The 24,411-nt window shown below is 70.8% G+C and carries 25 protein-coding genes; 11 read left to right on the top strand and 14 right to left on the bottom strand.

All coding sequences use genetic code 11. The features are described from left to right. Positions 1-133: 133 nt before the first annotated feature. Entirely contained in the window at positions 134-1,915 is a 1,782-nt protein-coding gene (locus tag GGQ54_RS06080; protein ID WP_179444580.1) for an AAA family ATPase, read from the bottom strand. Between the two features lie 641 nt (positions 1,916-2,556). Next, on the bottom strand, positions 2,557-3,720 hold the full coding sequence (locus GGQ54_RS06075; RefSeq protein ID WP_179444579.1) for an epoxide hydrolase family protein: 1,164 nt from the start codon (positions 3,718-3,720) through the stop codon (positions 2,557-2,559). A gap of 83 nt (positions 3,721-3,803) precedes the next feature. Here GGQ54_RS06075 and GGQ54_RS06070 point away from each other — a divergent pair, with 83 nt between their 5' ends. After that, the gene (locus tag GGQ54_RS06070; protein WP_179444578.1) at positions 3,804-4,394 is read left to right on the top strand and encodes a CGNR zinc finger domain-containing protein; all 591 of its coding nucleotides are present in this window, start codon (positions 3,804-3,806) and stop codon (positions 4,392-4,394) included. On the opposite strand, the gene GGQ54_RS06065 is transcribed toward GGQ54_RS06070, so the two are convergent. Genes GGQ54_RS06065 through GGQ54_RS06055 form a run of 3 tightly spaced genes read right to left on the bottom strand, consistent with a single transcriptional unit; the run spans position 4,351 to position 6,632 of the window. Continuing rightward, positions 4,351-5,310, bottom strand: coding sequence for an endonuclease/exonuclease/phosphatase family protein (locus GGQ54_RS06065; protein WP_179444577.1), 960 nt, complete (start codon positions 5,308-5,310; stop codon positions 4,351-4,353). The two genes, GGQ54_RS06070 and GGQ54_RS06065, sit on opposite strands and share 44 nt — an antisense overlap. A 1-nt stretch (position 5,311) precedes the next feature. Next, positions 5,312-5,914, bottom strand: coding sequence for a rhomboid family intramembrane serine protease (locus GGQ54_RS06060; RefSeq protein ID WP_179444576.1), 603 nt, complete (start codon positions 5,912-5,914; stop codon positions 5,312-5,314). 40 nt (positions 5,915-5,954) lie between these two features. Continuing rightward, on the bottom strand, positions 5,955-6,632 hold the full coding sequence (locus GGQ54_RS06055) for a RibD family protein (protein ID WP_179444575.1): 678 nt from the start codon (positions 6,630-6,632) through the stop codon (positions 5,955-5,957). Positions 6,633-6,664: 32 nt separating this feature from the next. Between GGQ54_RS06055 and GGQ54_RS06050 the strand changes: the two genes are divergently transcribed. From GGQ54_RS06050 to GGQ54_RS06025, 6 genes are read left to right on the top strand one after another with little or no spacing between them, the layout of a single operon-like run. Then, a complete protein-coding gene (locus GGQ54_RS06050) occupies positions 6,665-7,666 on the top strand; it encodes a 3-hydroxyacyl-CoA dehydrogenase NAD-binding domain-containing protein (protein ID WP_179444574.1) in 1,002 nt (333 codons plus the stop codon). A 2-nt stretch (positions 7,667-7,668) separates the two neighbouring features. Continuing rightward, positions 7,669-8,067 carry a 6-pyruvoyl trahydropterin synthase family protein gene (locus tag GGQ54_RS06045; protein WP_179444573.1) on the top strand — a complete coding sequence of 133 codons (399 nt, stop codon included), beginning with the start codon at positions 7,669-7,671 and terminating at the stop codon, positions 8,065-8,067. 2 nt (positions 8,068-8,069) lie between these two features. Then, positions 8,070-9,101: a glycosyltransferase family 4 protein gene (locus GGQ54_RS06040; RefSeq protein WP_179444572.1), complete on the top strand. Its 1,032-nt coding sequence runs from the start codon at positions 8,070-8,072 to the stop codon at positions 9,099-9,101. After that, on the top strand, positions 9,098-9,865 hold the full coding sequence (locus GGQ54_RS06035; RefSeq protein WP_218843725.1) for a class I SAM-dependent methyltransferase: 768 nt from the start codon (positions 9,098-9,100) through the stop codon (positions 9,863-9,865). The genes GGQ54_RS06040 and GGQ54_RS06035 overlap by 4 nt, the downstream gene beginning before the upstream one ends. Further along, positions 9,862-11,136 carry a DUF2254 domain-containing protein gene (locus GGQ54_RS06030; protein ID WP_179444571.1) on the top strand — a complete coding sequence of 425 codons (1,275 nt, stop codon included), beginning with the start codon at positions 9,862-9,864 and terminating at the stop codon, positions 11,134-11,136. Before GGQ54_RS06035 ends, GGQ54_RS06030 begins: the two co-directional genes overlap by 4 nt. Next, positions 11,136-12,158, top strand: a complete 1,023-nt coding sequence (locus tag GGQ54_RS06025; protein ID WP_179444570.1) for a lysylphosphatidylglycerol synthase transmembrane domain-containing protein — start codon at positions 11,136-11,138, stop codon at positions 12,156-12,158. Before GGQ54_RS06030 ends, GGQ54_RS06025 begins: the two co-directional genes overlap by 1 nt. Here GGQ54_RS06025 and GGQ54_RS06020 read toward each other — a convergent pair. Next, on the bottom strand, positions 12,040-12,636 hold the full coding sequence (locus GGQ54_RS06020) for a GTP cyclohydrolase II (RefSeq protein ID WP_179444569.1): 597 nt from the start codon (positions 12,634-12,636) through the stop codon (positions 12,040-12,042). The two genes, GGQ54_RS06025 and GGQ54_RS06020, sit on opposite strands and share 119 nt — an antisense overlap. 67 nt (positions 12,637-12,703) lie before the next feature. On the opposite strand from GGQ54_RS06020, the gene GGQ54_RS06015 reads away from it, so the two are divergent. Both GGQ54_RS06015 and GGQ54_RS06010 read left to right on the top strand, forming a co-directional pair. Continuing rightward, the gene (locus GGQ54_RS06015; RefSeq protein ID WP_179444568.1) at positions 12,704-13,228 is read left to right on the top strand and encodes an NfeD family protein; all 525 of its coding nucleotides are present in this window, start codon (positions 12,704-12,706) and stop codon (positions 13,226-13,228) included. Between the two features lie 25 nt (positions 13,229-13,253). Further along, on the top strand, positions 13,254-14,789 hold the full coding sequence (locus GGQ54_RS06010; protein WP_343045866.1) for a flotillin family protein: 1,536 nt from the start codon (positions 13,254-13,256) through the stop codon (positions 14,787-14,789). Here GGQ54_RS06010 and GGQ54_RS06005 read toward each other — a convergent pair. The 3 genes from GGQ54_RS06005 to mmsB all read right to left on the bottom strand — a co-directional run bounded on the left by GGQ54_RS06005 (position 14,786) and on the right by mmsB (position 17,572). Beyond that, positions 14,786-15,037 (bottom strand): PLD nuclease N-terminal domain-containing protein, encoded by a 252-nt coding sequence (locus GGQ54_RS06005; RefSeq protein ID WP_179444567.1) that lies wholly within the window; start codon positions 15,035-15,037, stop codon positions 14,786-14,788. The two genes, GGQ54_RS06010 and GGQ54_RS06005, sit on opposite strands and share 4 nt — an antisense overlap. 133 nt (positions 15,038-15,170) lie before the next feature. Further along, positions 15,171-16,652, bottom strand: coding sequence for a CoA-acylating methylmalonate-semialdehyde dehydrogenase (locus GGQ54_RS06000; RefSeq protein ID WP_179444566.1), 1,482 nt, complete (start codon positions 16,650-16,652; stop codon positions 15,171-15,173). Then, positions 16,649-17,572: a 3-hydroxyisobutyrate dehydrogenase gene (gene mmsB, locus GGQ54_RS05995; RefSeq protein WP_179444565.1), complete on the bottom strand. Its 924-nt coding sequence runs from the start codon at positions 17,570-17,572 to the stop codon at positions 16,649-16,651. Before mmsB ends, GGQ54_RS06000 begins: the two co-directional genes overlap by 4 nt. Before the next feature lie 113 nt (positions 17,573-17,685). Here mmsB and GGQ54_RS05990 point away from each other — a divergent pair, with 113 nt between their 5' ends. Next, positions 17,686-18,603: a LysR family transcriptional regulator gene (locus tag GGQ54_RS05990; protein ID WP_179444564.1), complete on the top strand. Its 918-nt coding sequence runs from the start codon at positions 17,686-17,688 to the stop codon at positions 18,601-18,603. Here GGQ54_RS05990 and GGQ54_RS05985 read toward each other — a convergent pair. Next, positions 18,572-19,972 (bottom strand): MFS transporter, encoded by a 1,401-nt coding sequence (locus tag GGQ54_RS05985; protein WP_218843724.1) that lies wholly within the window; start codon positions 19,970-19,972, stop codon positions 18,572-18,574. The genes GGQ54_RS05990 and GGQ54_RS05985 overlap by 32 nt on opposite strands. 90 nt (positions 19,973-20,062) lie before the next feature. Then, positions 20,063-20,902 carry a formate dehydrogenase accessory sulfurtransferase FdhD gene (gene fdhD, locus GGQ54_RS05980; protein WP_179444563.1) on the bottom strand — a complete coding sequence of 280 codons (840 nt, stop codon included), beginning with the start codon at positions 20,900-20,902 and terminating at the stop codon, positions 20,063-20,065. 64 nt (positions 20,903-20,966) lie between these two features. Between fdhD and mobA the strand changes: the two genes are divergently transcribed. Continuing rightward, complete coding sequence (mobA, locus tag GGQ54_RS05975; protein WP_179444562.1) at positions 20,967-21,524, top strand: molybdenum cofactor guanylyltransferase; 558 nt, start codon at positions 20,967-20,969, stop codon at positions 21,522-21,524. Here mobA and GGQ54_RS05970 read toward each other — a convergent pair. The 3 genes from GGQ54_RS05970 to GGQ54_RS05960 form a co-directional block, all read right to left on the bottom strand. Next, entirely contained in the window at positions 21,437-22,243 is an 807-nt protein-coding gene (locus GGQ54_RS05970; RefSeq protein ID WP_179444561.1) for a type 1 glutamine amidotransferase, read from the bottom strand. The genes mobA and GGQ54_RS05970 overlap by 88 nt on opposite strands. Before the next feature lie 158 nt (positions 22,244-22,401). Further along, positions 22,402-23,319 (bottom strand): 1,4-dihydroxy-2-naphthoate polyprenyltransferase, encoded by a 918-nt coding sequence (locus GGQ54_RS05965; protein WP_179444560.1) that lies wholly within the window; start codon positions 23,317-23,319, stop codon positions 22,402-22,404. Beyond that, positions 23,289-24,389: an AMP-binding protein gene (locus GGQ54_RS05960; protein WP_343045865.1), complete on the bottom strand. Its 1,101-nt coding sequence runs from the start codon at positions 24,387-24,389 to the stop codon at positions 23,289-23,291. Before GGQ54_RS05960 ends, GGQ54_RS05965 begins: the two co-directional genes overlap by 31 nt. Positions 24,390-24,411 lie beyond the last annotated feature (22 nt).

The following is a 24,411-nucleotide window of genomic DNA, read 5'->3' as shown; positions in this document are numbered from 1 at the left end:
CTCTGGCGACGCTAGTTCAGCCCGGGTCGCGCGGGTTCGGGTCGTGTCCTGTGCCGACGCCGCTCGCTTGCGACCCGGTACGACCGCGGCCGTCGTCTGAAAGAACGAGTGGGGCGGGTTCAAACCTCCAAACTCAGACGGGATCTGGGGCAATGGACTGCCCGTTGGCCGCTCGGATGAACTCGCTCAGTGTCTTCACTTGGAGTCGTAGATCGAACACGTCGAGAGAATCAGACGTCAGCAGGTCGGCTGCAGTGCTCGCGATTGAGATCTTGTCGAACGACGGCTCGCCGGGACGCGACGGTAGCGGATTGCTCCACTGACCGATTGGGCTGAGGTCTCGATTCGGGTGCACATTCGCTACCGATCGTCGGAGAGTGTCCTCCGGTATATAGTTCTCGATCGTGTAGCACTTAGTCACCCATGCATGCCCGGGGGCCGGATAGCTTGACTGAAACTCTTTTTGGATGCGCCGTTTCGTAGCATTGAGACGAGCTCGGGAAGTCTCCTTGTCGGAGTCGATAACTATCGCGCTGGATCGGTTCAATGCGCGGAGGCTGATGAATTGATGAAGGGCGTCCTCGCTCACCGAGAGGTGAGAAAGCAACCTACCTCCGTAGAACATGATTGTATAATCGATCCCTTCAGCAAGCTCGGGATCTAGCAACTCCAGCCAGCGACGAATGTAGATCCTGTCGGATGGGCCTTCCACCCATACGACACAATTTGCCTGAAGCAGGTCGGAAGGCCGATACCCTAGGTCATGGCAAATCTCTACCAACTCGTGCGGCCGCCGGGCTAGCTGCGATACGGACCCATCTTCAGTGAGCCGAATGTGATAAGCAGAGGCCCGCGAGTCATCCAGAAGATGTGATGAGTGTGTAGCGATAACATACTGGTTATCTGTTTCATCCGTCAGGTAGCGAACCAGCTTCTTCTGTAGGAGAGGGTGAAGATTGGTTTCCGGTTCTTCCAGGCAAACCAATGTCTTTGACGTGACCGTGGCGGCCGCTGCAAGCACAATTACCTGCTCTACCCCGCTGCCCAAGCTGGCGAGCGGAAGGACTCGCTGAGGGGTTTCGACCTGAATGGTGGTGAAGTCATGGGGAATGTTCAGTGATGCTTCCGGATCGCCTAGAACGTTACGTACAAAGTTGTTGATGGCGGCCCATCGCTGGCGCGCTTCTTCCCATTGGTTGTGCTGCGGGTTCTGGAGGGCCGCCAGTTCACGTATGATCCCTCGACCCGACAGCCAATCCGTTTCAGCATCATCGGTTGACTCAACTCTCCGAGTGCTGGATATTGTGGCTACTGGAGGCAGCGCCGAGAACCCGCCAATAGATTCCAAGATGCGCTGCATAACTTTGCGTTCATTTACCGTGCCGCCACCGAGTGCGCTCAGAGCGCTTTTATAGACACTCGACCATCGGGGCCATTTGTTAATGGCCTCGTCGACACGATCAGATCCTACAGAGAATCGACTTCCGTCATGTATGAACCTTGACCAATAGGTTACACCGTCCTCACTGAGAAGAGACATTGCAGCCCCCATGTAATCAGCGAGTTTCTGCGGATTTTGCCACCAGTCGTTGCTGGGAAGGCATCTTTCGCCTAGGGAGCCGAGGCGCAGCGGAATCCCAACTTCGAACTTCGGCTCGCTCCTGAATCCTTGGGGTCTGTCAAGCTCGGAAAGCGTAATGTTCCCCGGAGTGCTGCCGGGTCCGTCCCGCGCCTCCTGCATTGATGACAAGCTGTTTTGCAAAAATCGAAGAACGTTAGATTTCCCACTGTTGTTGGTTCCGGCAAGTACCGTTACTTTCGTTGGGAAAAAGAATTCTTGCCATACTGCAATTGATCGATACCCGGAGAATCCTATTCCTCGCAGAAGGGGTTGGTACTGACCGTCTTGCGTCATCGTGTTCCCTTCTTCGCCTCTCAGATAAGGATGGCACAGTCATCCGGCGGGCCGGTGGCCTCTTTGGTGCGTGCCGCTCTGTACCTACGGAGAAGTGCTGCCGGTCGGCTCGTGTGCCAGGTGGTCGTGAGGTCTTCCCCCACACCGTCGTCCGGTGCACGTCGAACCGCGTCGCGACGGACACGATGCTGTCACCGCTGTCGTAAGCCGTGTGAATGCGTCTAGCTGGTGAGGCGTCAGAAGATTCGACTTTGTCTCGTTGGTTGCACCACCACCTCAAGCAGCTCCGAAGCGCGCACGTCGCCAGTTTCGCTGGAGCCCGGCCTCGCCTGTTCTCACGAGGCTTCCAGCGCTCCATTGCATGTTTGGATCCGCCACCATCCGCCAGGACGGTGAACTGGTTCGGTTGATCGTCGTCTTGGCTGCGGTTGTTGGTTGACGTCAGTTCCGGTTGATCCTTGACGCCGGTGTTGGAAAGTCAGCGGGAACGCCAACCGTCCAAGGTGCCTGCCGCTCTGGCCGATCCGGTACGCCTCACCATCGTGCGGGAGCTGAGCCGGCTGCTCTCGGCGATCCTCGGGGTTACCCTCGGTAAGCGGGTGGACGACTGATCGGCGTCGGCGCCCGGTCGTGCCGGCGACTCAGTGCGTCGGGTTCAGCACCGCGGCGAGCCCGGCGCGCAGGTCGTCGATGAAGAATCCCGGGACCTCCAGGGACGGGAAATGCCCGCCGGCGGCAGGCGTCGCCCAGCGCACGATCCGGCGGAATCGGCGCTCCGCCCACGGTCGGGGGTACTTCTCGATGTCGCGGGGATAGGTGGTGATCGCGGCGGGCACCTCGACCTGCAGGCCCGGGTCGAGCGAACCGTGGCTCTCGTAGTAGATCCGGGCCGCCGAGGCGCCCGTCGCCGTCAACCAGTAGAGGGTGACGTTGTCGAGCAGGCGGTCCATCGGGATCGTCTCGAACGGGCTGTCCGCGGTGTCGGTCCACTCGGCGAACTTGTCCAGGATCCACGCCAGCAGCCCGACCGGCGAATCGACGAGCGAGTAGCCGATCGTCTGCGGCTGGACCTGCTGCAGCCTCGCGTACGCCGTGCCGCTCGCCCAGAAGTCGCCGGTCTCCTCGGCCCAGCGCCGCTCGTCCGGCGTCAGGGCGCCGGTGATCTCGCCGGCCGGCACCTGCGCCAGCGTGCTGTGGATGCCGATCAACCGCTCGGGGTAGCGCCCGCCGAGGATCGTGGTGATCACGCCGCCCCAGTCGCCGCCGTGCGCGAGGAAGTTTTCGTAGCCGAGCCGACCCATCAGCTCGGCCCAGGCCGCCGCGATCCGCTCCGTGCCCCAGCCCGTGCTGGCCGGCCGATCGCTGTGACCGAAGCCCGGCAGTGACGGCGCCACGACGTGGAAGGCCGGCGCGCCCGGTTCAACCGGGTCGGCCAGCTCGTCGATCACGCCGGTGAACTCGGCGACGCTGCCCGGCCAGCCATGGGTCATGATCAACGGGATCGCGTCCGCGCGCGGCGAGCGCCGGTGCAGGAAGTGGATGCCAAGATCATCGATCGTGGTGCGGAACTGGCCGATCGCGTTCAGCCGCTCCTCGAACACGCGCCAGTCATAGCCGGTACGCCAGTGCCGCACGACGTCCACAAGATCATCGAGGGGTACGCCCTGGGTCCATCGTCGCCGCCCCGTGGCGCCGCGTACCGTCTCGGCCTCCGGCAGCCGGGCCGCACCGAGTCGCGCCCGCAGGTCGGCCAGCTCCTCCTCGGGGGCGCGGGCCTCGAACGGCTGGATGCTGGTCGGCGTCATCGAACTGTCCTCTCGGCGGGTGAACCGGCTATGACGGTTCTAGCATCTCGGTCGCGCCGATGGCAACCGGCTATGCTGGTTCCATGTCCGACCCGTATCCCGAGTTCCGGCTGGGGACCGTGCTGGCGACCAGCTTCACGGGCACGCTCTCGGAGCGGCACGGCGTACCGATCGAGCGCATTCCCACCCCGCGGCGGCTGCTCGACTGGCTGACCGTCTACGGGCTCGACGCGCGGCGCTGCGCCCCTGCGCAGCTCGATCTCGCCCGGGAGCTCCGTGAGGCCATCCACACGACCGCGACCGCGAGCGCCGCGGGCGAGGACCTCCCGGCCGCGGGGGTCGCCGTGATCAACCGATGCAGCGCCGAGGGCCGGGCGACGGCGTACCTGACGCCCGAGGGCGCCCGGCGGTGGCGCCTGGGGGCCTCGACCGGGCTGCGCGATGCGCTGGGGGTGATCGCCGACGACGCGATCGCGATCATCGCGGGGGAGCGCGATGGTCGGCTCGCCCTGTGCGCGTCACCGACCTGCCGCGCCGCGTTCTTCGACACCAGCCGCAGCCGCACGCGCCGCTGGTGCGACATGAACACTTGCGGGAATCGCGAGAAGAAGGCCCGCTTCGTCGCCAAGGTCAACCGATCTCGGCGTACACCGCCAGATGATCGGCATCGGTGACCTGTCGCGTCTCCACCCGGAGGGTGCGCAGGCCGGGCCCGGTCAGTACATGATCAAGACGCAGGAGTGGCGGGACGGGGCCCATCGCGGGAAAGGTGGCGAGCCAGCCGGCGCCGGCATCGGCGACCCCGTCGGTCAGCCCGTCCGAATACAGCCGCTGCATCGGATACTGCGACGGGGTCGCGTTGAAGTCCCCGAGCATGATCAGCCGTGCGCCGAGCCAGGGCCGGACCATCGCACGGACCGCGGCCGCATCGGAGGTCCAGGCGTCGACGGTGCCCATCGGATTGGCCGAGTGGATGCCGGCGACGATGATCTTGTCGCCGCCGGGCAGCGTGATCTCCCCGACGCGCTGTTCGAAGGTGAGACGCTCCGCGGCAAGCTCGCGGAGCGGCCAGCGCGAGATGATCACGGTCCCCGTCGCGCCCTCCGCGCCCTCGCCGAGCCGGTAGCGGTGCTCGGGCAACAGCTCGCCCAGCGCCCCGACGAACTCCGGCGTCGCCTCGGTGATCACCGCCACATCCGCCTCGCCGAGCGCGCGTGCCGCGCCGGCGGGGTCGGCCCAGCCGCGGGTGGCGTTCAGGGTCGCGGCCCTCAGTGCGACCGGCCGCCGCTCAGCGGTCGGCAGCACGGCCGGCGCCAGCGGTAGCAGTTGCAGGGCCAGGGCGGCGGCAACCCCCGCCGCCATGGCGGCGACCGGCGCTCGCCGCCGGGCCCGCAGCAGGCCGATCAACAGGACCAGCAGTGCCGCGGCCCAGGCGAGCACGCCATAGGGGACGAATGCCGAGACCAACGCCAGCGGGCGGGCGGCCTGCTGCAGCCCCGGCGCGAGCTGAAGGACCAGGGCGAGCGCTCCGGGCAGCGCGATCACAGTCGCCGCGGCCACCCAACCGGCGCCGCGGGGGGAGCGGGCCATCTCAGATCGCCGGGCGCCGGCGTACCCGGTCACGTCGGCCGAGCCGGAATGCCATCACCACGCCTGCCACCGCGCCGAACAGATGGCCCTGCCAGGAGATCTGCGGATCGCCCGGCAGCACGCCCCAGACGATGCCGCCGTAGGTCAGGAAGACGCCGACGGCGACCAGGATCGCCGCGAGCCTGCGCGCCACGAACCCGTAGACCAGCAGGAACGCGAGATAGCCATAGATCACGCCCGATGCGCCGATGTGCACGGTGCCCGGCGGCCCGAGCAGCCAGACGCCCAATCCGCCGAGCACGGCCACGCCGATCGTCACCGACCAGAAGTGTCGCGTCAGCAGGGCGACCGCGATGCCGAGCACGATGAACGTGCCCGTGTTGGCGACCAGATGACCGAGATCCCCGTGCAGGAACGGGGCCGCCAGGATCCCCGGCAGTGCGTCCACCTCGCGGGGAGCGATGCCGAACCGATCCAGGAATCCGCCCAGCGTCACATCGATCAGCTCGCTGACCCACATGATCGCGGCGAGCACGGCCGGCGGCACGATCCGGGCCAGCACACCGGGGCCGGCCGCCGGCTGGGTGCTGATCGCCTGACTCATGCCGCCAAGGGTACGCGGCAACCGAAGCCGGCCCGGGGGTTCACGCCCCGCGCCCGTAGCGCAGCACTGCGACCTGCCCGAGCACCTCCACGCCGAGCAGCCGCCACGGATCCTCGACCGAGGCTGGGTAGCGCCCCGGCGGCACGAACCGCGGGGCGTCGGCGTCGCCGACCAGGAACGGCGCGACCGCGAAGCGCAGCTCGTCCACCGCATCGGCCGCCAGGAACCAGCCGTGCAGCCGCGTACCGCCCTCCACCAGAAGCTGTTCGACCCCGCGCTCGGCGAGCGCGGCCAGCACCGCGCGCGGGTCGTCCGGCACGGGTACGCCTTCTGCGAGCCCGGCCAGTTGCGGCACCTCGGCGCCGCCGAGCAGGAAGACCAGCGGCGGCGGGGCGCCGGGCGCGGGCACCGCGAAGAACGGGTTGTCGGGGTCCAGATCGCCCGATGCGGTGATCGTCACCTTGCGCGGCGACGCCGAGCGACCGGCCGCCCGGCGCCCGGAGCGCAGCGCCTCGTCGCGGACCAGTAGCCGCGGCCGATCCCGGCGTACCGTCCGGGCGCCGACCATGATCGCATCGACCTGCGCGCGGAGGGCATCGACCGCCGCCAGGTCGTCCGGCCCGGACAGGACGAGCCGGTCGGGCGACGCGTCGTCGATGTGGCCGTCGAGGGAGGTGATCACCGAGGCGGTGACGCGGGGCCCGGGGTGGCGTGCCATGCCCCCGATCCTGTCACCTAGGCTCGGCGATCATGGAGGAGCCGTCGCTGCCGAGCCCCTGGCCCGCCACGGCGCGGGCCTGGCGGCTGGTCGCCCGCCGGCGGGCCGAGCTGGTCGAGGAGCCGGTGCCAGCCCCAGGCGCCGGGGAGGTCGGCGTGCGGACGCTGGTCAGTGCGGTCAGCCGGGGCACCGAGACGCTGGTCCATTCCGGCCGGGTCCCGGTGAGCCAGTACGCCGCGATGCGCGCGCCGTTCCAGTCCGGCGACTTCCCGTGGCCGGTGAGCTATGGCTACCTGAGCGTCGGCGAGGTGATCGCCGGCGAGCCGGCGCTGATCGGGCAACGGGTGTTCTGTCTGCACCCGCACCAGACCCACTACGTGGTGCCGGCCGCGGCCGTCACCGTGCTGCCGGCCGACCTGCCGAGCGAGCGCGCGGCGCTCGCGGGCACCGTCGAGACCGCGCTGAACGCCGTCTGGGACGCCGACGCGCAGGTCGGCGACACCATCGCGGTGATCGGCGCCGGCCTGGTCGGGTCGGCGATCGCGGCGATCCTGGCCGGCCTGCCGGGAGCGCGGGTACGCCTGTACGACATCGACCCGGGCCGGGCCGATCTTGCGCGGCGGCTCGGCGTACCGTTCGCGACGCCCGACCGCGCGGGACAGGCCGAGCCGGCCGACATCGTGCTGCACGCCTCGGCCACCGAGGAGGGCCTGCGGCTCGCGCTGCGGCTGGCGGCCGACGAGGGTCGGCTGGTCGAGGTGAGCTGGTACGGCGATCGCCCGGTGAGCCTGCCGCTCGGCGAGGACTTCCATGCCCGCCGGCTGACCATCCGGTCCAGCCAGGTCGGCCGGGTGGCGCCCCGGGTGCCGGCCCGCGACCATGCGGCCAGGATGGCGGTGGTGCTGCGGTTGCTCGCCGACGACCGCTTCGACGCCCTGCTCGGCGACGAGATCGTCTTCGACGACCTGCCGACCGACATCACCGACCTCGCCGGCGTCGGCCCGGCCCCGCTGATCCGCTACCCCGGAGGTTGATCATGTTCACCCTGACCGTCCGTGATCACTTCATGATCGCCCACAGCTTCACCGGCGAGGTCTTCGGTCCAGCGCAGCGGCTGCACGGCGCGACTTATGTCGTGGACGCCACCTTTCGCCGGGCCGAGCTGGATGAGGACAACCTGGTCGTCGACATCGGGCTGGCCGCACAGGCCCTGCACCGGGTCCTCGAACCGCTGAACTATCGCAACCTCGACGACGATCCGGAGCTGGCCGGACGCAACACCACGACCGAGTTCCTGGCCATGATCATCGCCGACCGGCTGGCCGAGCGGATCGCCGCCGGCGAGCTCGGTGGCTCGGCCGGCGGTCTGCACGGCATCGGGATCGTGCTGCGGGAATCGCACCTGGCCTGGGCCGGCTACGACCGCGAGCTCTGATCATGACGGTGCACGCGCTGTTGCCGGCCGACGTGGCATCGCGGCCGACCGGCGGCAATCGCTGGGATCTGCGGGTCTGCGACGAGCTGGTGCGGGCGGGTGTGCGGGTACAGCGCCACGAGCTCTCGGGCGACTGGCCGGCCGGCGGCGCGGACGTCCTGGCCGCCGCCTGCGGTGCGTTGCCCGACGGTGCGACCGTGCTGGCCGACGGGCTGCTCGGCTGCGCCCACCCCGCGGTCTGGCGGCGCCATGCCGACCGGCTGCGGGCGATCATGATCGTTCACCTGCCGCTCGCGCTGGAGACGGGTACGCCGTCCGCGGCCGAACTGGACGAGCGGGAACGGGACTCGCTCGCCGCTGTCGATGCGGTGATCGCGACCTCGCCGACCGCGGCGGCCGAGCTGGCCCGGCGGCACGGCCTCGACCCGGGCCGGATCGTGATCGCCGTGCCCGGCACCGACCCGGCGCCCCCGACCGTGCCCGAACCGGCCGGCGGCCGGCTGCTCTGCGTCGCGGCGATCACCTCGCGCAAGGGGATCGACCGGTTGGTGGAGGCGCTCGGCGAACTCGCCGACCTGACCTGGACCTGCACGCTCGTCGGGCCCCGGGACCGGGAACCCGCGCTACAGGACCGACTCGACGCGCGGATCGCCGAGCTCGGCCTCGACCGGCGGATGATCTTCCGCGGGCCGCTCACCGGCGACGACCTGGCCGCCGCCTATGCGGCCGCCGATCTGCTGGTGCTGCCGTCGCTGCACGAAACCTACGGGATGGTAATCACCGAGGCCCTGGCCCGGGCGATCCCGGTGATCAGCACCGCCGCCGGGACCCGCGACGCGCTCGGCACCACCCCCGACGGGCCGCCCGGGGCGCTCGTGGACGCGGACGAGCTGTCGACCGCCCTGCGGCGGTGGCTCACCGATCCGGGGCTGCGCGCCCGCTGGCGGCGGCGTGCCGAACACCGCCGCGCCGGTCTGACCGACTGGCAGCGCACCGCCGAACCCGTCCTTCGCCTGGTCGGAGGGTCGTCATGAGCATGGGCTTCGACCCGGCCTGGCTCGCCGTCCGCGAACCCGTCGACGCCGCCAGCCGCTCGGCCGAGCTGCTGGCGCAGGTCGGCGCCGCGCTCCCGGACCGGCCGCGGGTCTGGGACCTCGCCGCCGGCACCGGCTCGCTGACCCGCTGGCTGGCGCCGCGCCTGCTGGCGCAGACGAGCTTTCTGCTGATCGACCATGACGCCACCCTGCTCGCGCAGGCGCGCTGCGACGGCGTACCCATCGACATCCGCACCGACGATCTCGGGCAGCTCACCCCCGCCGAGGCGGCCGGCGCCGACCTGATCGCCGCGTCCGCCCTGCTCGACCTGCTCGACGACGACCAGCTCGCCTCACTCGCGGAGCTGATCATGGAGTCGGGTACGCCGGCCCTGTTCACCCTGAGCGTCAGCGGCGATGTCTCCTTCGCCCCCGCCGACCCGCTCGATGACGCGCTCCGGGATGCCTTCAACGATCATCAGCGCCGCGGTGGCCGGGCCGGACCGGATGCCCCGCAGCGGTTCGCAGCGCACTTCCCGGCAGATCGGGTCACGGTGGCCGAGACGCCGTGGCGGCTGACCGCCGGGCACCCGCTGCTCGGACCGTGGCTCGACGGCTGGCTCGCCGCCGCGATCGACGAGCGCCCCGAGCTCGCTGCCCCCGCGGCCCAGTGGCGCCGCCGCCGGCTGGCCGACCCCTCGCTCGCCGTCGAGGTCGGGCACCGGGATCTGTTGATCATGCCCGAACCGGAGCGTCGGCGATGACGGGCCATGCGCGGGCGGCCGAGCGGGATTCGCTGCCAGATGTCCGCAGCACCACGGTGTGGGGCCGGATCTGGCGCCCGTTCTGGGTGCTGCCACTGGTGATCATCGTGGTCGCCGCGGTGGTCGGGCTGCTGCTGCCCGAGGCCGAGCGCGCGATCACCGAGCACCTGCCGTTCGTCTTCGAGGGCGGGGCCGACGGGGCGCGCAGCATGCTCGGCACGATCGCGGGGGCGATGATCTCGGTCACCGGCCTGGTGTTCTCGATCACGATGGTCGTCGTCCAGCTCGCGAGCAGCCAGTTCACCCCGCGGGTGCTCAACGACTTTCTTTCCAGCCGCGTCACCCAGGCGACCCTCGGCATCTTCACCGCGACCTTCGTCTACGCCCTCACCGTGCTGCGCTCGGTGCGCGGCACCTCCGACACCGACTCCTATGTGCCACAACTGTCGGTCACGCTGGCGTTCGTGCTGGTGCTGGCGAGCGTCGGCATGTTCCTTGCCTACATCCACCACATCACCCGCTCGATCCAGGTCAGCGCGATCGTCTCGCATCTGGGCGCGGTGACGATGGACGTGGTCACGCGATACTTCCCCGCCGCGGATGGCCCGCGCCCGCCCGAGCCGGACCGGCCCCGGCCCGCCGCCGAGCCGGTCCGGATCGACGCGGTCGAGCACGGCGTCGTGGCCGAGATCTCGCTGCGCCGACTGCGCGACTGGGCGACCGAGCACGACGCGCTCGTCGAGGTGCTGATCCCGATCGGCCAGTTCGTCGCCGAGGGCATGCCGGTGCTGCGGGTCTGGGCGCCCGGCACGGCGCGCGAGGACGTCGAGCCGCTGCGGGTCAGCGTCGTCGTCGAGGAGGACCGCGGTTTCCACCAGGACCCGGCGCTGGGCATCCGCAAGCTGGTCGACATCGGCGAGCGCGCGCTGAGCCCGGGCATCAACGACCCGACGACGGCCGTCCAGGTCACCGACGAATTGCACCGGATCCTGCGCGCGCTGGTCGTGCGCCGGGACCTGACGAGCGTGGTCGCGGTCGAGGGGACGGTACGCCTGGTGCACCGGCCGCAGCGGATCGCCGAGCTGGTCGCACTCGCACTCGACGAGCTGCTGCACTACGGCAAGGATTCGCCGCAGATCCCGCCGCGGGTGCTGGCGATGCTGCGGGACCTGCAGACCGTGGCCCTGCCCGAACACGCCGAAGCACTCCGCGGTTGGGAGCGCATCGCCGACGATGCCGCGCGGCGGCTGGCCAGATCGCCCGGCGGCTGATGATGCCGCGCCGGGTGCTCCGGGTCCTGCTCGGACCGGCCGTGCTGGTGGTGATCATTCTCGTCGTCGGGCCCGAACCGATCATCGAGGCGGTCACCTCGGCCAGCCCGGCCCGGGTGGCCCTCGCGATGATCATCGGCGCGGCGACCACGGCCGCCGTCGCGGCGCGCTGGGTGCTCTGCTGCCGGGCGCTGCGCCTGCCGCTGCGGCTCGGACAGGCGTACCCGGCCTGCTACCAGGCCCAACTCCTGAACGCGCTGCTCCCCGCGGGTGTCCTCGGCGATGCGGCGCGCGCGGTCGGCCACGGCCGACGGGCCGGCATCGGCCCCGCCGCGCGCGCGGTGTTCTGGGAGCGCGCCAGCGGGCAGCTCACCCTGCTCGCCGTCACCGGGGTTGTCGTGCTGGTCTGGCCGCGGCTGATCGGACCCGACCGGCCCACCGAGGTGCGGGCAGCCTGCCTGGTGATCATGGTCGCGCTGGCGGCCGCGGGGTTCTGGGTGCGCCGGGAGGGAGCGGCCGCAGCGGCCTGTTCGGCGGGCGGCTGGCGCGGCCGGGTCGGCGTACTCCTCGCCGACGTGCGCACGACGCTGATCTCGCGGACCGGGCTGGCGATGGCTGGGCTGTCACTGATCGCGCTGGCCGGTTATCTGGCGACCTTCCTGGTCGCGGCGAGCGCCATCCCGGCTGCGGGCGGGCGTACCGGACAGTTGATCGCGCTCGGACTGATCACGCTGGTCGCGATGGCCGTGCCGTTCAATGTCGGCGGATTCGGCCCGCGCGAGGCGGGCGCGGCGCTGGCCCTCGCGGCGGCCGGACTCGGCGCGGGCACGGGCGTGGCCGTCGCGGCCCTGTACGGGCTGCTCAGCCTGGCCGCGGCCCTGCCGGGCGCGATCCCGCTGGTGATCAACCTGCTTCGGGGCCGAGCCGCAGATCGTGGCCCATCCGGGTCCGCTTCGCGCGCAGGTACGCCAGGTTCTCCGGGTGCCGAAACGTCTGGGTCGGAACCCGCTCGGCGATCGTGATGCCGAACTCGGCGAGCTGGCGGTCCTTGTCGGGGTTGTTGCTGAGCAGGCGGATCGTGTCGACGCCGAGCGCGGCGAGCATCTGCGCGGCGACGGCGAAATCGCGCCCGTCGGCGGGAAGGTTGAGCGCCTCGTTGGCGGCGTAGGTGTCCAGGCCCGCGTCCTGCAGGGCGTACGCGTCGATCTTGTTGTAGAGCCCGATCCCGCGGCCCTCCTGCCGCAGGTAGAGCACGATGCCGCCCTCGGCGCGGACCAGCGTCAGTGCCTCGGCAAGCTGCTCACCGCAGTCGCAACGGTGCGAACCGAAGACATCGCCGGTCAGGCATTCGGAGTGCACCCGGACCAGCGGTACGCCCTCGCCCTGTCGGACCAGGGCGACATGCTCACCCCCGTCGGCCAGCCCGTCGAAGCTGATCAGATCGGCATCCGGCCCGGGCAGTCGGACCCGACGGCGGATCGAAGCGCGCGGCAGTGTCATGCAGACATCCTGCCCCAGCGGGCCCGGCACCCCCGGGCGAGGGGCCGTCGGCTCCTAGAATGCGGGCGTGGTCGTCGCATTCATGGTGGCCGGTGGCATCGGAGTCGCGGTCCTGGTCTTGTCGCTGGTGCTCGGCGACGTGTTCGACGGGCTGGGTGGCGCGCTGGACGATGTCGGCGGCGACTTCTTCTCCGTCGGCGGGGTCGCGGGCGCGGTGGCGGTGTTCGGCTTCGGCGCGGCGGCGCTGCTGCTGCTCGGGGCGCCGACGCCGTGGGCGGTGGTCGGCGGCATCGCGCTCGGGATCGTGCTCGGCGCGGGCGTCGGGTGGCTGACGAACAAGCTCAAGTCCGCCGAGGGCGATACCTCCACCGTGCGCCGGGAATCGATGATCGGCGCGCAGGGCCGGGTGATCGCCGACATCCCCGACGACGGCTTCGGCATCGTCACCGTCACCGTCAACGGCCACCTGACCCGGCTCAATGCCCGGGCGGATGCGGCGCTGCCGAGTGGCACCAACGTGCGGGTCAGTGAGGTTCTGACCGCCACGTCTGCCAAGGTGGTGCCGACCTCGCTCGAGGACCCGCTCGACTGACCTGCCCCGCCGAAGGAGCCCCGCCGTGGATCTGGCCGCCATCATTCCCATTGCCCTGATCGTTCTTGTCGTATTACTGGTGATCATCTTCATCGCGCGGCGCTATCGGGTGGCGGGGCCGAACGAGGCCTACATCGTGACCGGCCGACGTGGCGCCAAGCCGGTGAAGAATCCGGAGACCGGAGAGATCACGACCGACCTGTCCGGGCAGAAGGTCGTGATGGGTGCCGGGGTGTTCGTGATCCCGTTCATCCAGCGGCTGCACATCCTGGACCTGTCCTCGCGGCGGATCATGGTGCAGATCCGTGGTGCCGTGTCGGGCCAGGGCATCAAGCTGAACGTGGACGGCGTGGCCATCGTCAAGGTCGGCGGCAACGAGGACTCGATCCGGGCCGCCGCCCAGCGCTTCCTCGCCCAGCAGGACGAGATCGAGACCTTCACCCAGGAGACGCTTGCCGGCTCGCTGCGCTCCATCGTCGGCTCGCTGACCGTCGAGCAGATCATCCGCGACCGGGCGGCGTTCGCCCAGCGGGTCGCCGACGAGTCCGAGTCGTCCCTGACCGGCCAGGGCCTGGTGCTGGACACCTTCCAGATCCAGGACATCACCGACGACGGCAGCTACCTCGCCGACCTCGGCCGGCCCGAGTCGGCCCGGGTCGGGCAGGTCGCGGCGGTGGCCGAGGCGGCGGCCCGCCAGGAGTCGGAGCAGGCCCGGATCGCCGCCGAGCAGGAGATCGCGGTCGCCGGCCGGACGCTGATGCTGAAGCAGGCCGAGATCAAGTCCGAGACCGACGCCGCGGCCGCACAGGCCGCCGCGGCCGGGCCGCTGGCGCAGGCCGATCGCGACCAGGCGGTGCTGGCCGAGCAGGAGAAGGTGGCCGTGCGGCAGGCGGCGCTGAAGGACCGGCAGCTCGACACCGAGGTCCGCAAGCCCGCCGACGCGGAGCGCTACCGGGTGGAGACCGAGGCCGAGGGCCGGCGCAACTCCGAGATCCTGGAGGCCGAGGCGCGCAAGGCGGCGGCCATCGCGGCCGCCGAGGCCGAGGCGGAGAAGGCCCGCCTGACCGGTGAGGGCGACAAGTCCCGGCGCAGCGCGCTCGCCGAGGCCGAGGCCATCGAGGGCGCCCGGCGGGGCGAGGCGGAGAAGGCCCGGCGTACCGCCGAGGCGGATGCGGTCCGCGCCGAGGGCGACGCGCAGGCCGCGGCGATCCTCGCCACCGGCCAGGCGGAAGCCGAGGCGATGAACAAGCGCGCCGACGCGTTCGCCCGGTACAACGAGGCGGCCGTGCTGCAGATGCTGGTCGAGGCCCTGCCGCAGGTGGCGCGCGAGGTGGCCGCGCCGATGCAGAGCATCGACAAGCTGACCGTCGTCTCCACCGACGGCGCCGGCGAGATGCCCAAGCAGGTCACCAACAACGTCGTGCAGACCATGGAGTTGATCAAGAACACCACCGGCGTGGATCTGTCCAAGCTGGTCGCGAAGTACTCCGAGGACGCGGCGCCGACCAGCGCACCGGCCCCGGTCGTGCCGGCGCCGGTGTCACCGGACGACGAGGGCTAGAGCCGGCGCAGGAAGTCCGGGTCGTCGTCCGGGCTGAGTGGCGTGCGTCGGTGCTGGCCGAGGCTGCGGGCGTTCGGCCGCCCGAGCAGCAGCCAGGCGGCAGGGCCGACGACCGGCAACAGCACGATCGCGAAGAACCACAGCCACTTGGGCATCGCCCGCACGGCATCGCGCGGCGCCTGCGCCAGCTCGATCACGCAATAGATGAGCAGCGCCACCGCAATCAGAATCGGCAGATAGCGGATCATCGGCCAAGTGTACGCCGCGGAGCGGGTCCTGGCGGGTCCGCGGCCGGCGAACCGACCGCCTCCGTTCCCGGCCGGAGAAGCGCGGCGCCCGGACGCGCCGTGGTGGCGCGCCCGGGCGATTCGCGGGGCCGACTCAGTGCGTCGGGAAGCCCAGGCTGATCTGGCTCTCCGAGGGCTCCGGCCAGCGGGTGGTGACGACCTTGCGGCGGGTGTAGAAGTTGAACGACTCGGGCCCGTACATGTGGGTGTCGCCGAACAGCGACTTCTTCCAGCCGCCGAAGGAGTAGGCCCCGATCGGCACCGGGATCGGCACGTTCACGCCGACCATGCCGACCTCGATGTCGAACTCGAACTGCCGCGCGGTCTTGCCGTCGCGAGTGAACACCGCGACCCCGTTGGCGTACTGGTTGGCGTTGATCAGCTCGACCGCCTGGTCGTAGCTGCCGACGCGAACGACCGACAGCACCGGACCGAAGATCTCGTCGTCATAGACCTTCATCCCGGGCTCGACATTGTCGACCAGGCTGACGCCGATGAAGAACCCGTCGCCGTCGAACTGCTTCTCCCGCCCGTCCACCACCACGGTCGCGCCTTCGCCGGCGGCGCCCTCGACATAACCGGCGACGCGATCGCGCGCGTCGCGGGTGATCAGCGGGCCCATCTCGGACTCGGGATCGGTGCCGTCGCCGATCTTCAGCCCGGGCAGCCGGTCGGCGACCTTGCCGACCAGCTCATCGGCGACGTCGCCGACGGCGACCAGCACCGACACGGCCATGCAGCGCTCGCCGGCGGACCCATAGGCCGCCGAGACGGCCGCGTCGGCCGCCGCATCAAGATCGGCATCCGGCATCACGACCATGTGGTTCTTGGCGCCGCCGAGGGCCTGTACCCGCTTGCCGTTGGCGGCGGAGGTCTCGTAGATGTGCTTGGCGATCGGCGTCGAGCCGACGAAGCTCACTGCATCGATGCCATCGTGGTCCAGGATCGCGTTCACGGTCTCGGCATCGCCGTTGATCACATTCAGTACGCCGGCCGGCAGCCCTGCCTCGGCGAACGCCTGCGCGATCCACAGTGCCGCGGAGGGATCGCGCTCGCTGGGCTTGAGGATCACCGCGTTACCGGCGGCGATCGCCGTGGTGATCATCCACAGCGGCACCATCGCGGGGAAGTTGAACGGTGTGATGCAGGCGACCACGCCGACCGGCTGGCGGGTCTGGTGCACGTCGACGCCGCCGGCGACCTGCTCGGAGTACTCGCCCTTCAGGTGGTGCATCAGCCCTGCGCAGAACTCGACGTTCTCCAGCCCGCGCGCCACCTCGCCGGCCGCGTCGCTGACCACCTTGCCGTGCTCGCTGGTGATGATCCGGGCCAGCTCATCGGTCCGCTCGGTGACGATCTGGCGCAACCGGAACATCACGCCGGCTCGCTTCGCGAGCGGGGTGGTACGCCACTCGCGCTGCGCCTTGCGGGCGATGTCGACGGCATTGTCGAGCTCGGCGCCGGAGGCGAGCGCCACCTCGCCGCTCTGCTCGCCCGTCGCCGGGTTGTAGACGGGGCCGGTCTTCTCGCCACCGTCGACCACCTGGCCGTCGACGAAGTGTCCGATGCGCTTCACTGCTGCTCCTTGTCGGTCTGTGGCAGGCCGGGTGCCTGCGGGTCGATGTTGCGGATGATCACGCTGCAGTCGAGATCGGCATCGCCGTCGTCGATCACCTGCTGCAGTTGGCCGGCGACCAGCTCGGCGGCCGGCAGGCGTACCCCCACCTGCTCGGCTCCGGACAGCGCCAGGCCGACGTCCTTGCGGGCCAGGTCGGTGCGGAAGGTCGCGGCGAAGGAGTTGTTGGCGGCGGCGGTGTCGATCACGCCGGGTACCGGATACCAGGTCTGCAGGGCCCAGGAGTTGCCCGAGGAGACCTTCGCGATGTCGTGGAAGACCTTCGCGTCCAACCCGAGCTTGCGCGCCAGCACGGCACCCTCGGCGCATGCCTGCAGGCAGATGAACAGCATCATGTTGTTGCAGATCTTGGCGGCCTGGCCCGACGTCGCGCCGCCGGTCGGGATGATGTTGCCGCTCATCGGCTCGATGATCGACTTCGCCGCCTCGACGGCATCCTCGGCGCCGCCGACCATGAAGGTCAGGGTGCCCGCGGCGGCGCCGCTGATGCCGCCGGAGACGGGTGCGTCGACGAACCGGAAACCCTTCTCGGCGGCCGCATCGTGCAGATCCTGCGCGGTCTGCACGTCGATGGTGGAGGAATCGATCAACAGGGTCGACGGATCGGCGTGTTCCAGGATGCCGCCCTCGCCGAGATAGGCCTCCCGGGCATGATCACCCTTGGGGACCATGGTCACGACCGCGTCCGCGCGCTCGACCGCCTCGGCGATCGAGCCGACCACGTTCACCCCGTCTGCCGCGGCCGCCTCGGCGATCTGTGGCACCACGTCGAAGCCGCGTACCTCATTGCCCGCCCGGACCTGATTGGCGGCCATCGGCCGGCCCATGTTGCCGAGCCCGATGAAGGCGATCACTGCCATGCGCTTCCTCCTCGTCGAGATGCCGTCAGGCTAGGCTCGCGACCTCGGCGAGGCAATGCACACAGAGCCCGAAACTTTGCACCTGCGCCGTGCGTCTGTGCACAATCGCGGGCATGGCCCCGACCGGCGGAAGCAACCCGAATGCCGACGATCTGCTCGTCCTGCTCGCCGTGGCCCGGCTGGGACGGTTCACGGCGGCGGCCGACGTGCTCGGCGTGAACCATACGACGGTGTCGCGGCGGATCGCCGTCCTCGAACGAGCCGTCGGGGGGCGCGTCCTGGTGCAGACGCCGGGCGGCTGGGAGTTGTCCGATCTCGGCCGGCGGGTGCTGCCGGTCGCGGAGGAGATCGAGCGGGCGATGCAGTCGCTGGCCGTCGCCGCGGGCGGTGCGGAGGAGGTACGCGGCACCGTGCGCGTCGCCTCGCCGGACGGATTCAGCATTCACGTCGTGGTGCCGGCGGCGGCGGCGCTGCACCGCGAACACCCCGGGATCGACTGCGAGCTGATCGCCGCCACCCAGCGGCTGCGGCACCATCGCAGCGGCGTCGACATCGAGATCGTGGTCGGCGAACCGCCCGTGCACAAGGCGATCGCGGTCCGCCTGGGCCAGTACGCGCTTGCCCTCTACGCCACCGAGGAGTACCTGGCGCGGGCCGGCGTACCCGAGTCCGTCGCCGATCTTGCCCGGCACACGCTCGTCTACTACATCGAGTCGGCGCTGCAGGTCGACGATCTGGACATGGCCACCCGGGGCCTGCCCGCCCCCGCGGGATCGCTGGCCTCGACCTCGGTCTTCGCGCACGTCGAGACCACGCTCGCCTCCGGGGGCATCGGCCTGTTGCCGGACTACATGGCGGCGATGCATCCGCGGTTGCGCCGCGTGGTGCCCGGCTTCGAGCACCCGCTGTCCTACTGGGCGGTGCTGCGTGAGGAGGCACTGCGCAGCCGCCCGGTGCACCTGATGCTGAACCAGATCCGGCGCCAGGGCGCCCGGACCGTCAGTCCCGACGCGCAGCCTCCCGCTCGGTGAGTTCGCGGTAGTCGTCGTCGATCTTGGTCAACGAGATTCCCTTGGTCTCCGGGGCGATCAGTACGCCGATCATGGTGATCACGCAGCAGATCACGATGTAGATCGCGATCGGCAGCGAGCTGTTGTACGTGCGGAGCAGGGTGACCGCGATGATCGGCGCCAGCGAGCCGGCGAAGATCGACGTGACCTGGTAGCCGATCGACACGCCCGAGTAGCGCATCCGGGTCGGGAACTGCTCGGCCATGATCGCCGGCTGGCCGGCATACATCAACCCGTGTGCGATCAGGCCCAGCACCAACGCCAGCAGGATCGACCACGCCTGACCCGTGTCGAACAACCGGAAGGCATAGAACCCCCAGGCGGCCGCGAGCACGACGCCGATCGCATAGACCGGTCGGCGCCCGACGCGGTCGCCGAGCCAGCCCCAGATCGGCACGGTGAAGAAGTGGATCAGGTGGGCGATCGCCAACAGGCCGAGGATCTCGGTGGTGTTGATGCCGACCGTCTGGCTCAGGTAGGTGATCGAGAAGGTGACCACGATGTAGTAGAAGACGTTCTCCGCGACGCGCAACATCATCGCGGTGAGCACGCCCTTCGGGTAGCGGGTCAGGACCTCGCCGAGGCCGAAGCTCTGGTGGGCCTTGGCCTCGCCCTCGGCCTGCGCCTGCTGGAAGATCGGCGCATCGCTGACCCGGGTGCGGATGTAGTAGCCGACGACCACGATCACCGCGGACAGGAAGAACGCGATCCGCCAGCCCCAGGCCAGGAAGTCCGCCTCCGGCATGGCATTGGACAACACCAGCAGCACCAGCGTGGCGAGCAGGTTTCCGGCGGGTACGCCGGACTGGGGGAAGCTGGACCAGAAACCGCGGGACTTGTTGGGCGAGTGCTCGGCGACCAGCAGCACCGCGCCGCCCCATTCGCCGCCGACGGCAAAGCCCTGGGCGAAGCGCAGCAGCACCAAGATCACGGGGGCGGCGTACCCGATCATGGAGAACGGCGGGATCAGGCCCATGGCGAAGGTCGAGACGCCGACCAGGATGATGCTCACCTGAAGCAGGTGCTTGCGGCCGTACTTGTCACCGAAGTGCCCGAAGACGATGCCGCCCAGCGGCCGGGCGACGAAGCCCACGGCATAGGTGACGAAGGCGGCGATGATGCCGTCCAGCGGGTTGCCCGTCTTGGGGAAGAACAGCGGGCCGAAGACCAGGCTGGCGGCGGTGGCGTAGAGGAAGAACTCGTACCACTCGACGACGGTGCCGGCCATCGAGGCGGCGACCACCGGGCGCAGCCGCTCGCGGATCGTGCGCGGCGACTCGTTGCCCGGATCGGGGTTCACCGGCGGATCGGCCGGGGCGGCGTGCGACATGGAGCGACTCCTCGTCTTCGTTGACTCCCCGCGAGTATGGACCTCCGCGGGCGGGCGCGGCAATGAAACCGGCCGCCCCGATCTGTGCAATCACGCAGATACGGGTGCGGTGACCTGCACACGCTCGGGGCGCGTGTAGACGTTCATCCGCCGGCCGCGGACGAACCCGGCGAGCGTCATGCCGACCCGCTCGGCGAACTCGACGGCCAGCGAGGACGGCGCGGAAACGGCCACCAACAAGGGGATTCCGGCCATCGCGGCTTTCTGGGCGAGCTCGAACGAGGCGCGCCCGGAGACGACCAGGGCCGTCCGGGAAAGCGGCAGCCGGTCCTGCAGAACCGCCCAGCCGATCACCTTGTCCACGGCGTTGTGTCGGCCGACGTCCTCGCGTACCACCAGCGCCTCGCCGGTGGCGTCGAACAGCCCGGCCGCGTGCAGGCCGCCCGTCTTGTCGAAGGCCCCCTGCTGCTCCCGCAGCCGGTCGGGGAGTTGCGCGATCAACTCGGCGGGCCAGCGGGACGCGTCGGCGCCGGGGTCGTGGCGCAACTGGGTGGTGATCGCGTCGATGCTGGCCTTGCCGCAGATCCCGCAGGACGAGGTGGTGTAGAAATTGCGGCCCTCGGGCAGGACGATTCCGGGCGCCGCCGCGACATCGATGATGTTGTAGGTGTTCTCGCCCTCGACCGATCCGGCGCAGTAGCGCGCGTTGATCACATCGGTGCGGCCGCCGATGATGCCCTCGGTGAGCAGGAAGCCGTGGGCGAGCTCGATGTCGTGGCCGGGGGTACGCATGGTCACCGCCAGCGAGGTCCCGTCGACCCGCAACTCCATCGGCTCCTCGGCGATCAGCGTGTCCACGCGGTGCTTCTCGACCGGGTCGGCGGCAAGGTCGATCGTGGTGATCCGGCGTCGCGAGGTCAGCCTGCCCATGCCGGCCAGCCTACGCCGGGCCGGCGGACTTGCCAGAGCGCGCGCGGCGGGGGAGGGTGCGGCCATGCTGCCCGCCGGAGCCCCTGCGCCGGGGGAGGTTCGCGCCCTGGTGCTGACCGGTGGGGCCTCGCGGCGGATGGGGCGGCACAAGCCGGCGATCGCGGTGGACGGGGTGCCGATGGTCGCCCGGGTGCTGGCGGCCGCCGCGGCGTACCGGCCGGTCGTGGTGGGGAGTGCGGACGGCGTACCCGCGGGTGTGCCGGTGATCGCGGACGGTACGCCGGGAGCGGGGCCGGTCGCCGCGATCGCCACCGGTCTTTGCACCGTCGCCGCCGCCACCCGGGTGCTGCTGCTGGCCGCCGATCTGCCGCGGCTGACCGCCGCCCACCTGGCCGCCCTGGCCCGGGCCGGGGGCGACTGCGCGGTTACGGTGCGCGACGGTCGGGCGCAGTGGTTGTGCGCGGCGTGGTCGGCGGCACTGCTGGCCGACCGGCTGGCGGCCGAACCGGCGCGCGGGCGGTCGATGCGCTCGCTCTACGCCGGGCTGGTGCCGGTCGAGGTGCCCGATCCGGCCGGCGCATCGGTCGATGTGGACACCCCGGCGGACCTGTCGGCGCTCTGAGCCCGCGCCAGGTCGAGGAACCGGCCGATCGTCCTTCGCCACAGGGCGCGCAACTCGGCATCGCGACGCTCGGCCTCGGCCAGCACGGCGTCCGGGTCGAATCCCCACTCGCGCAGCTTGTCCGGGTCCCACTGCCGGACGCGGGCGGCCGCAACCTCCGGGTGGAACTGCACGCCCCAGACGCGATCGCCGAGCCGCAGCACCTGGTTGGCGCAGCGCTCGCTGCTGGCCAGCAGCACGGCGCCGGGCGGTAGGCCGGTGATCTGGTCGCGATGGCTCTCGATGGCGGGGAAGGGACTCGGCAGCTCGCCGAACACCGGGTCGTCGGCGGCCGCGGGCAGCAGTTCGAGATCGACGACCCCCTTCTCCGGGAGGCCGTGCTTCGCCGCGACCGTGCCGCCGAAGGTATGGGTGATCATCTGCGCGCCGAGGCAGATGCCGAGCACCGGTTCCCGCGCCCGGCCGGCGGTGGCGCGCAGCAGCGCGCGCTCCCCCGGGAGCCACGGCCGCTCGGCGTCGTCGTCGGGGAGCATGCCGCCGCCGAGGATGATCAGCGCCAGATGGCCGGAGGCGTCGGCGGGCAGCGGGTCGCCGTCCCAGGCCTGGATCACGACCGGCCGCAGACCCGCCTCGGCGATCCAGTCGAGCAGCATCGCCGGCCCGGAGTCGGGATCGTTCTCGATGACCAGGACGGTGTCGGGGTCGCTGGTGGTGCTCATGTGACCAGCCAACCAGATCGCGCGTGCCACACCGGGCATCGACCGCCTGCCGGGAGTGGGGGAGCCCGTGCATCCGCGGGCCCAGTCGGCATCCAGGGGCCCAATCGGCAGGCGCGGGCCCAGGTCGGCATCCGCGGGCCCAATCGGCCGAGGGGGGCCTACCCGAGCGCGAGCCCGACCAGCATCCCCACCGCGCAGGCCAGCTCGGCGAGGCCGGTCAGCTTGAGCACACCGATCAGGGGCCGGCCGGTGGCACCGGCCAGCACGGTACGCACCGCGGGCGCGGCCACCGGGACGAAGAGCAGCGCCAGCAGCGCCCACCAGGTACTCGTCGCGGCGAGCGCGATGCATGCGGCGGCCGCGGCGACGATCAGCACCAGGTAGCCGGCCCGGGACCGCCGGTCTCCGAGTCGGACGGCCAGGGTCTTCTTGCCGACGGCGGCATCCCCGGCGATGTCGCGCAGGTTGTTCGCCATCAAGATCGCGCAGGCGAGCAGCCCGATCGCCAGCGAGGCGAGCAGCGCGTGACTCCACGCGGCGCCCGACCCGAAGCCCGTCTGGACCAGCGCGGTGCCGGCGGTCGCCACCAACCCGAAGAAGATCAACACGAAGACCTCGCCGAGACCGGCGTACCCGTACGGACGCTTGCCGCCGGTGTAGTACCAGGCCGCGAGGATCGCCGCGATGCCGACGCCGATCAGCCACCACTGCCCGGTCAGCGCGGTGATCGCCAGCCCCGCGATCGCGGCCGCGCCGAAGCAGCCGAAGGCCGCGGCCTTCACCGTCGCCGGCGCGACCGTGCCCGAGCCGACCAGCCGCAGCGGCCCGACGCGATCGGCATCGGTGCCGCGGATGCCGTCGGAATAGTCGTTGGCGAAGTTCACCCCGACCTGCAGCGCCAGCGCGACGATCAGGCACAACACCGCAAGCAGCGGCGCGAAGGCGCGGTGGAAGATCGCAACGCCGGATCCCGCCAGGACCGGCGAGACCGCCGCCGGGAGGGTACGCAGCCGCGCGCCCTCCAGCCACTGTGCCGTGCTCGCGCTCACCGGCGCTCCTCCTCGATCTCGTCCCATTCGTTGATCAACTTCTGCCGGTCGGGCTTGCCGCTGGCCAGCAGCGGCACCTCCGCCACCCTCGCCAGCGCCCGGGGCAGGGCGGCGGCCGACAGGATGCCCGACAACCGGTCGCGCAGCTCGGTCAGGTCGAGCGGCGAGGTGGTGGCGAGCGCGACCCGCGTACCCCACTCCGGATCCGGTACGCCAACGACCACGCCGCTCACCCCGATCCCCTCCACGGCCCGCTGCACCTCGGCAAGATCGACATTCACCCCGCCGGAGATGATCACCTCATCGACCCGCCCCCGCACCCGCAGCCGCCCATCCTCGAAGACCCCGCGATCGCTGGTCCGGAAGCGATCGCCGGCCAGCACCTGGTCGGTCAGGTCGGGCCGCAGCCGATACCCGGCGAAGATCATCGGCCCGGCCAGCTCGATCCGTCCCGCCTCGCCGAGCCGCACGTCCACCCCGTCCAGCGGCACCCCGTCGTAGACGCAGCCGCCGCAGGTCTCCGACATGCCGTAGGTGGTGATCACCGCAACCCCGGCCTCGCGCAGCCCGGCCAGCAGCTCCGGCGCCGCCGCCGCGCCGCCGAGCAGCACCGCGTCGAACTCCGCCAGCCGCGCCAACAGCGCCGGGTCGCCCAGCGCCCGCCGCGCCTGCGTCGGCACCAGCGACAGGTAGTTGCGGCCCGGCCGCACCGCCAGCCCGGCAAGATCACCGGGCCACGGCACCGGCCCGCTCCCGGCCAGCAGCGCCCGCGCCACCACCATCGCGCCGGCGACATAGTGGGCGGGCAGCGCCAGATGCCAGCTGCCCGGGCCGCCCAGCCGGGCCTGCGTCGCGGCCGCGCTCGCGGCGATGGCGGCGGCGGGCAGACGCACCCCCTTCGGCGCCCCGGTGGAGCCCGAGGTCGCGACCACGAGCGTGCCGGGCAGTTCGGGCTCGTCGGGTCGCAGCGCCGCCACCGCCCGCGCGGACTCGGCCGGGTCGGCCGGTAGCGGCAACATCGCGGGTCCGCCGTCCAGGGTGCGGCGAAGCGCCGCCGCGAATGCGGCCACGTCCGCGGCGTCGACCACTTCCAGCACCCGGACACTGTAGGGGCGCTAG

The sequence above is a fragment of the Naumannella cuiyingiana genome, from assembly GCF_013408305.1.
Taxonomy (GTDB): domain Bacteria; phylum Actinomycetota; class Actinomycetes; order Propionibacteriales; family Propionibacteriaceae; genus Naumannella; species Naumannella cuiyingiana.
This window is presented reverse-complemented; position numbering and strand designations above follow the sequence as displayed.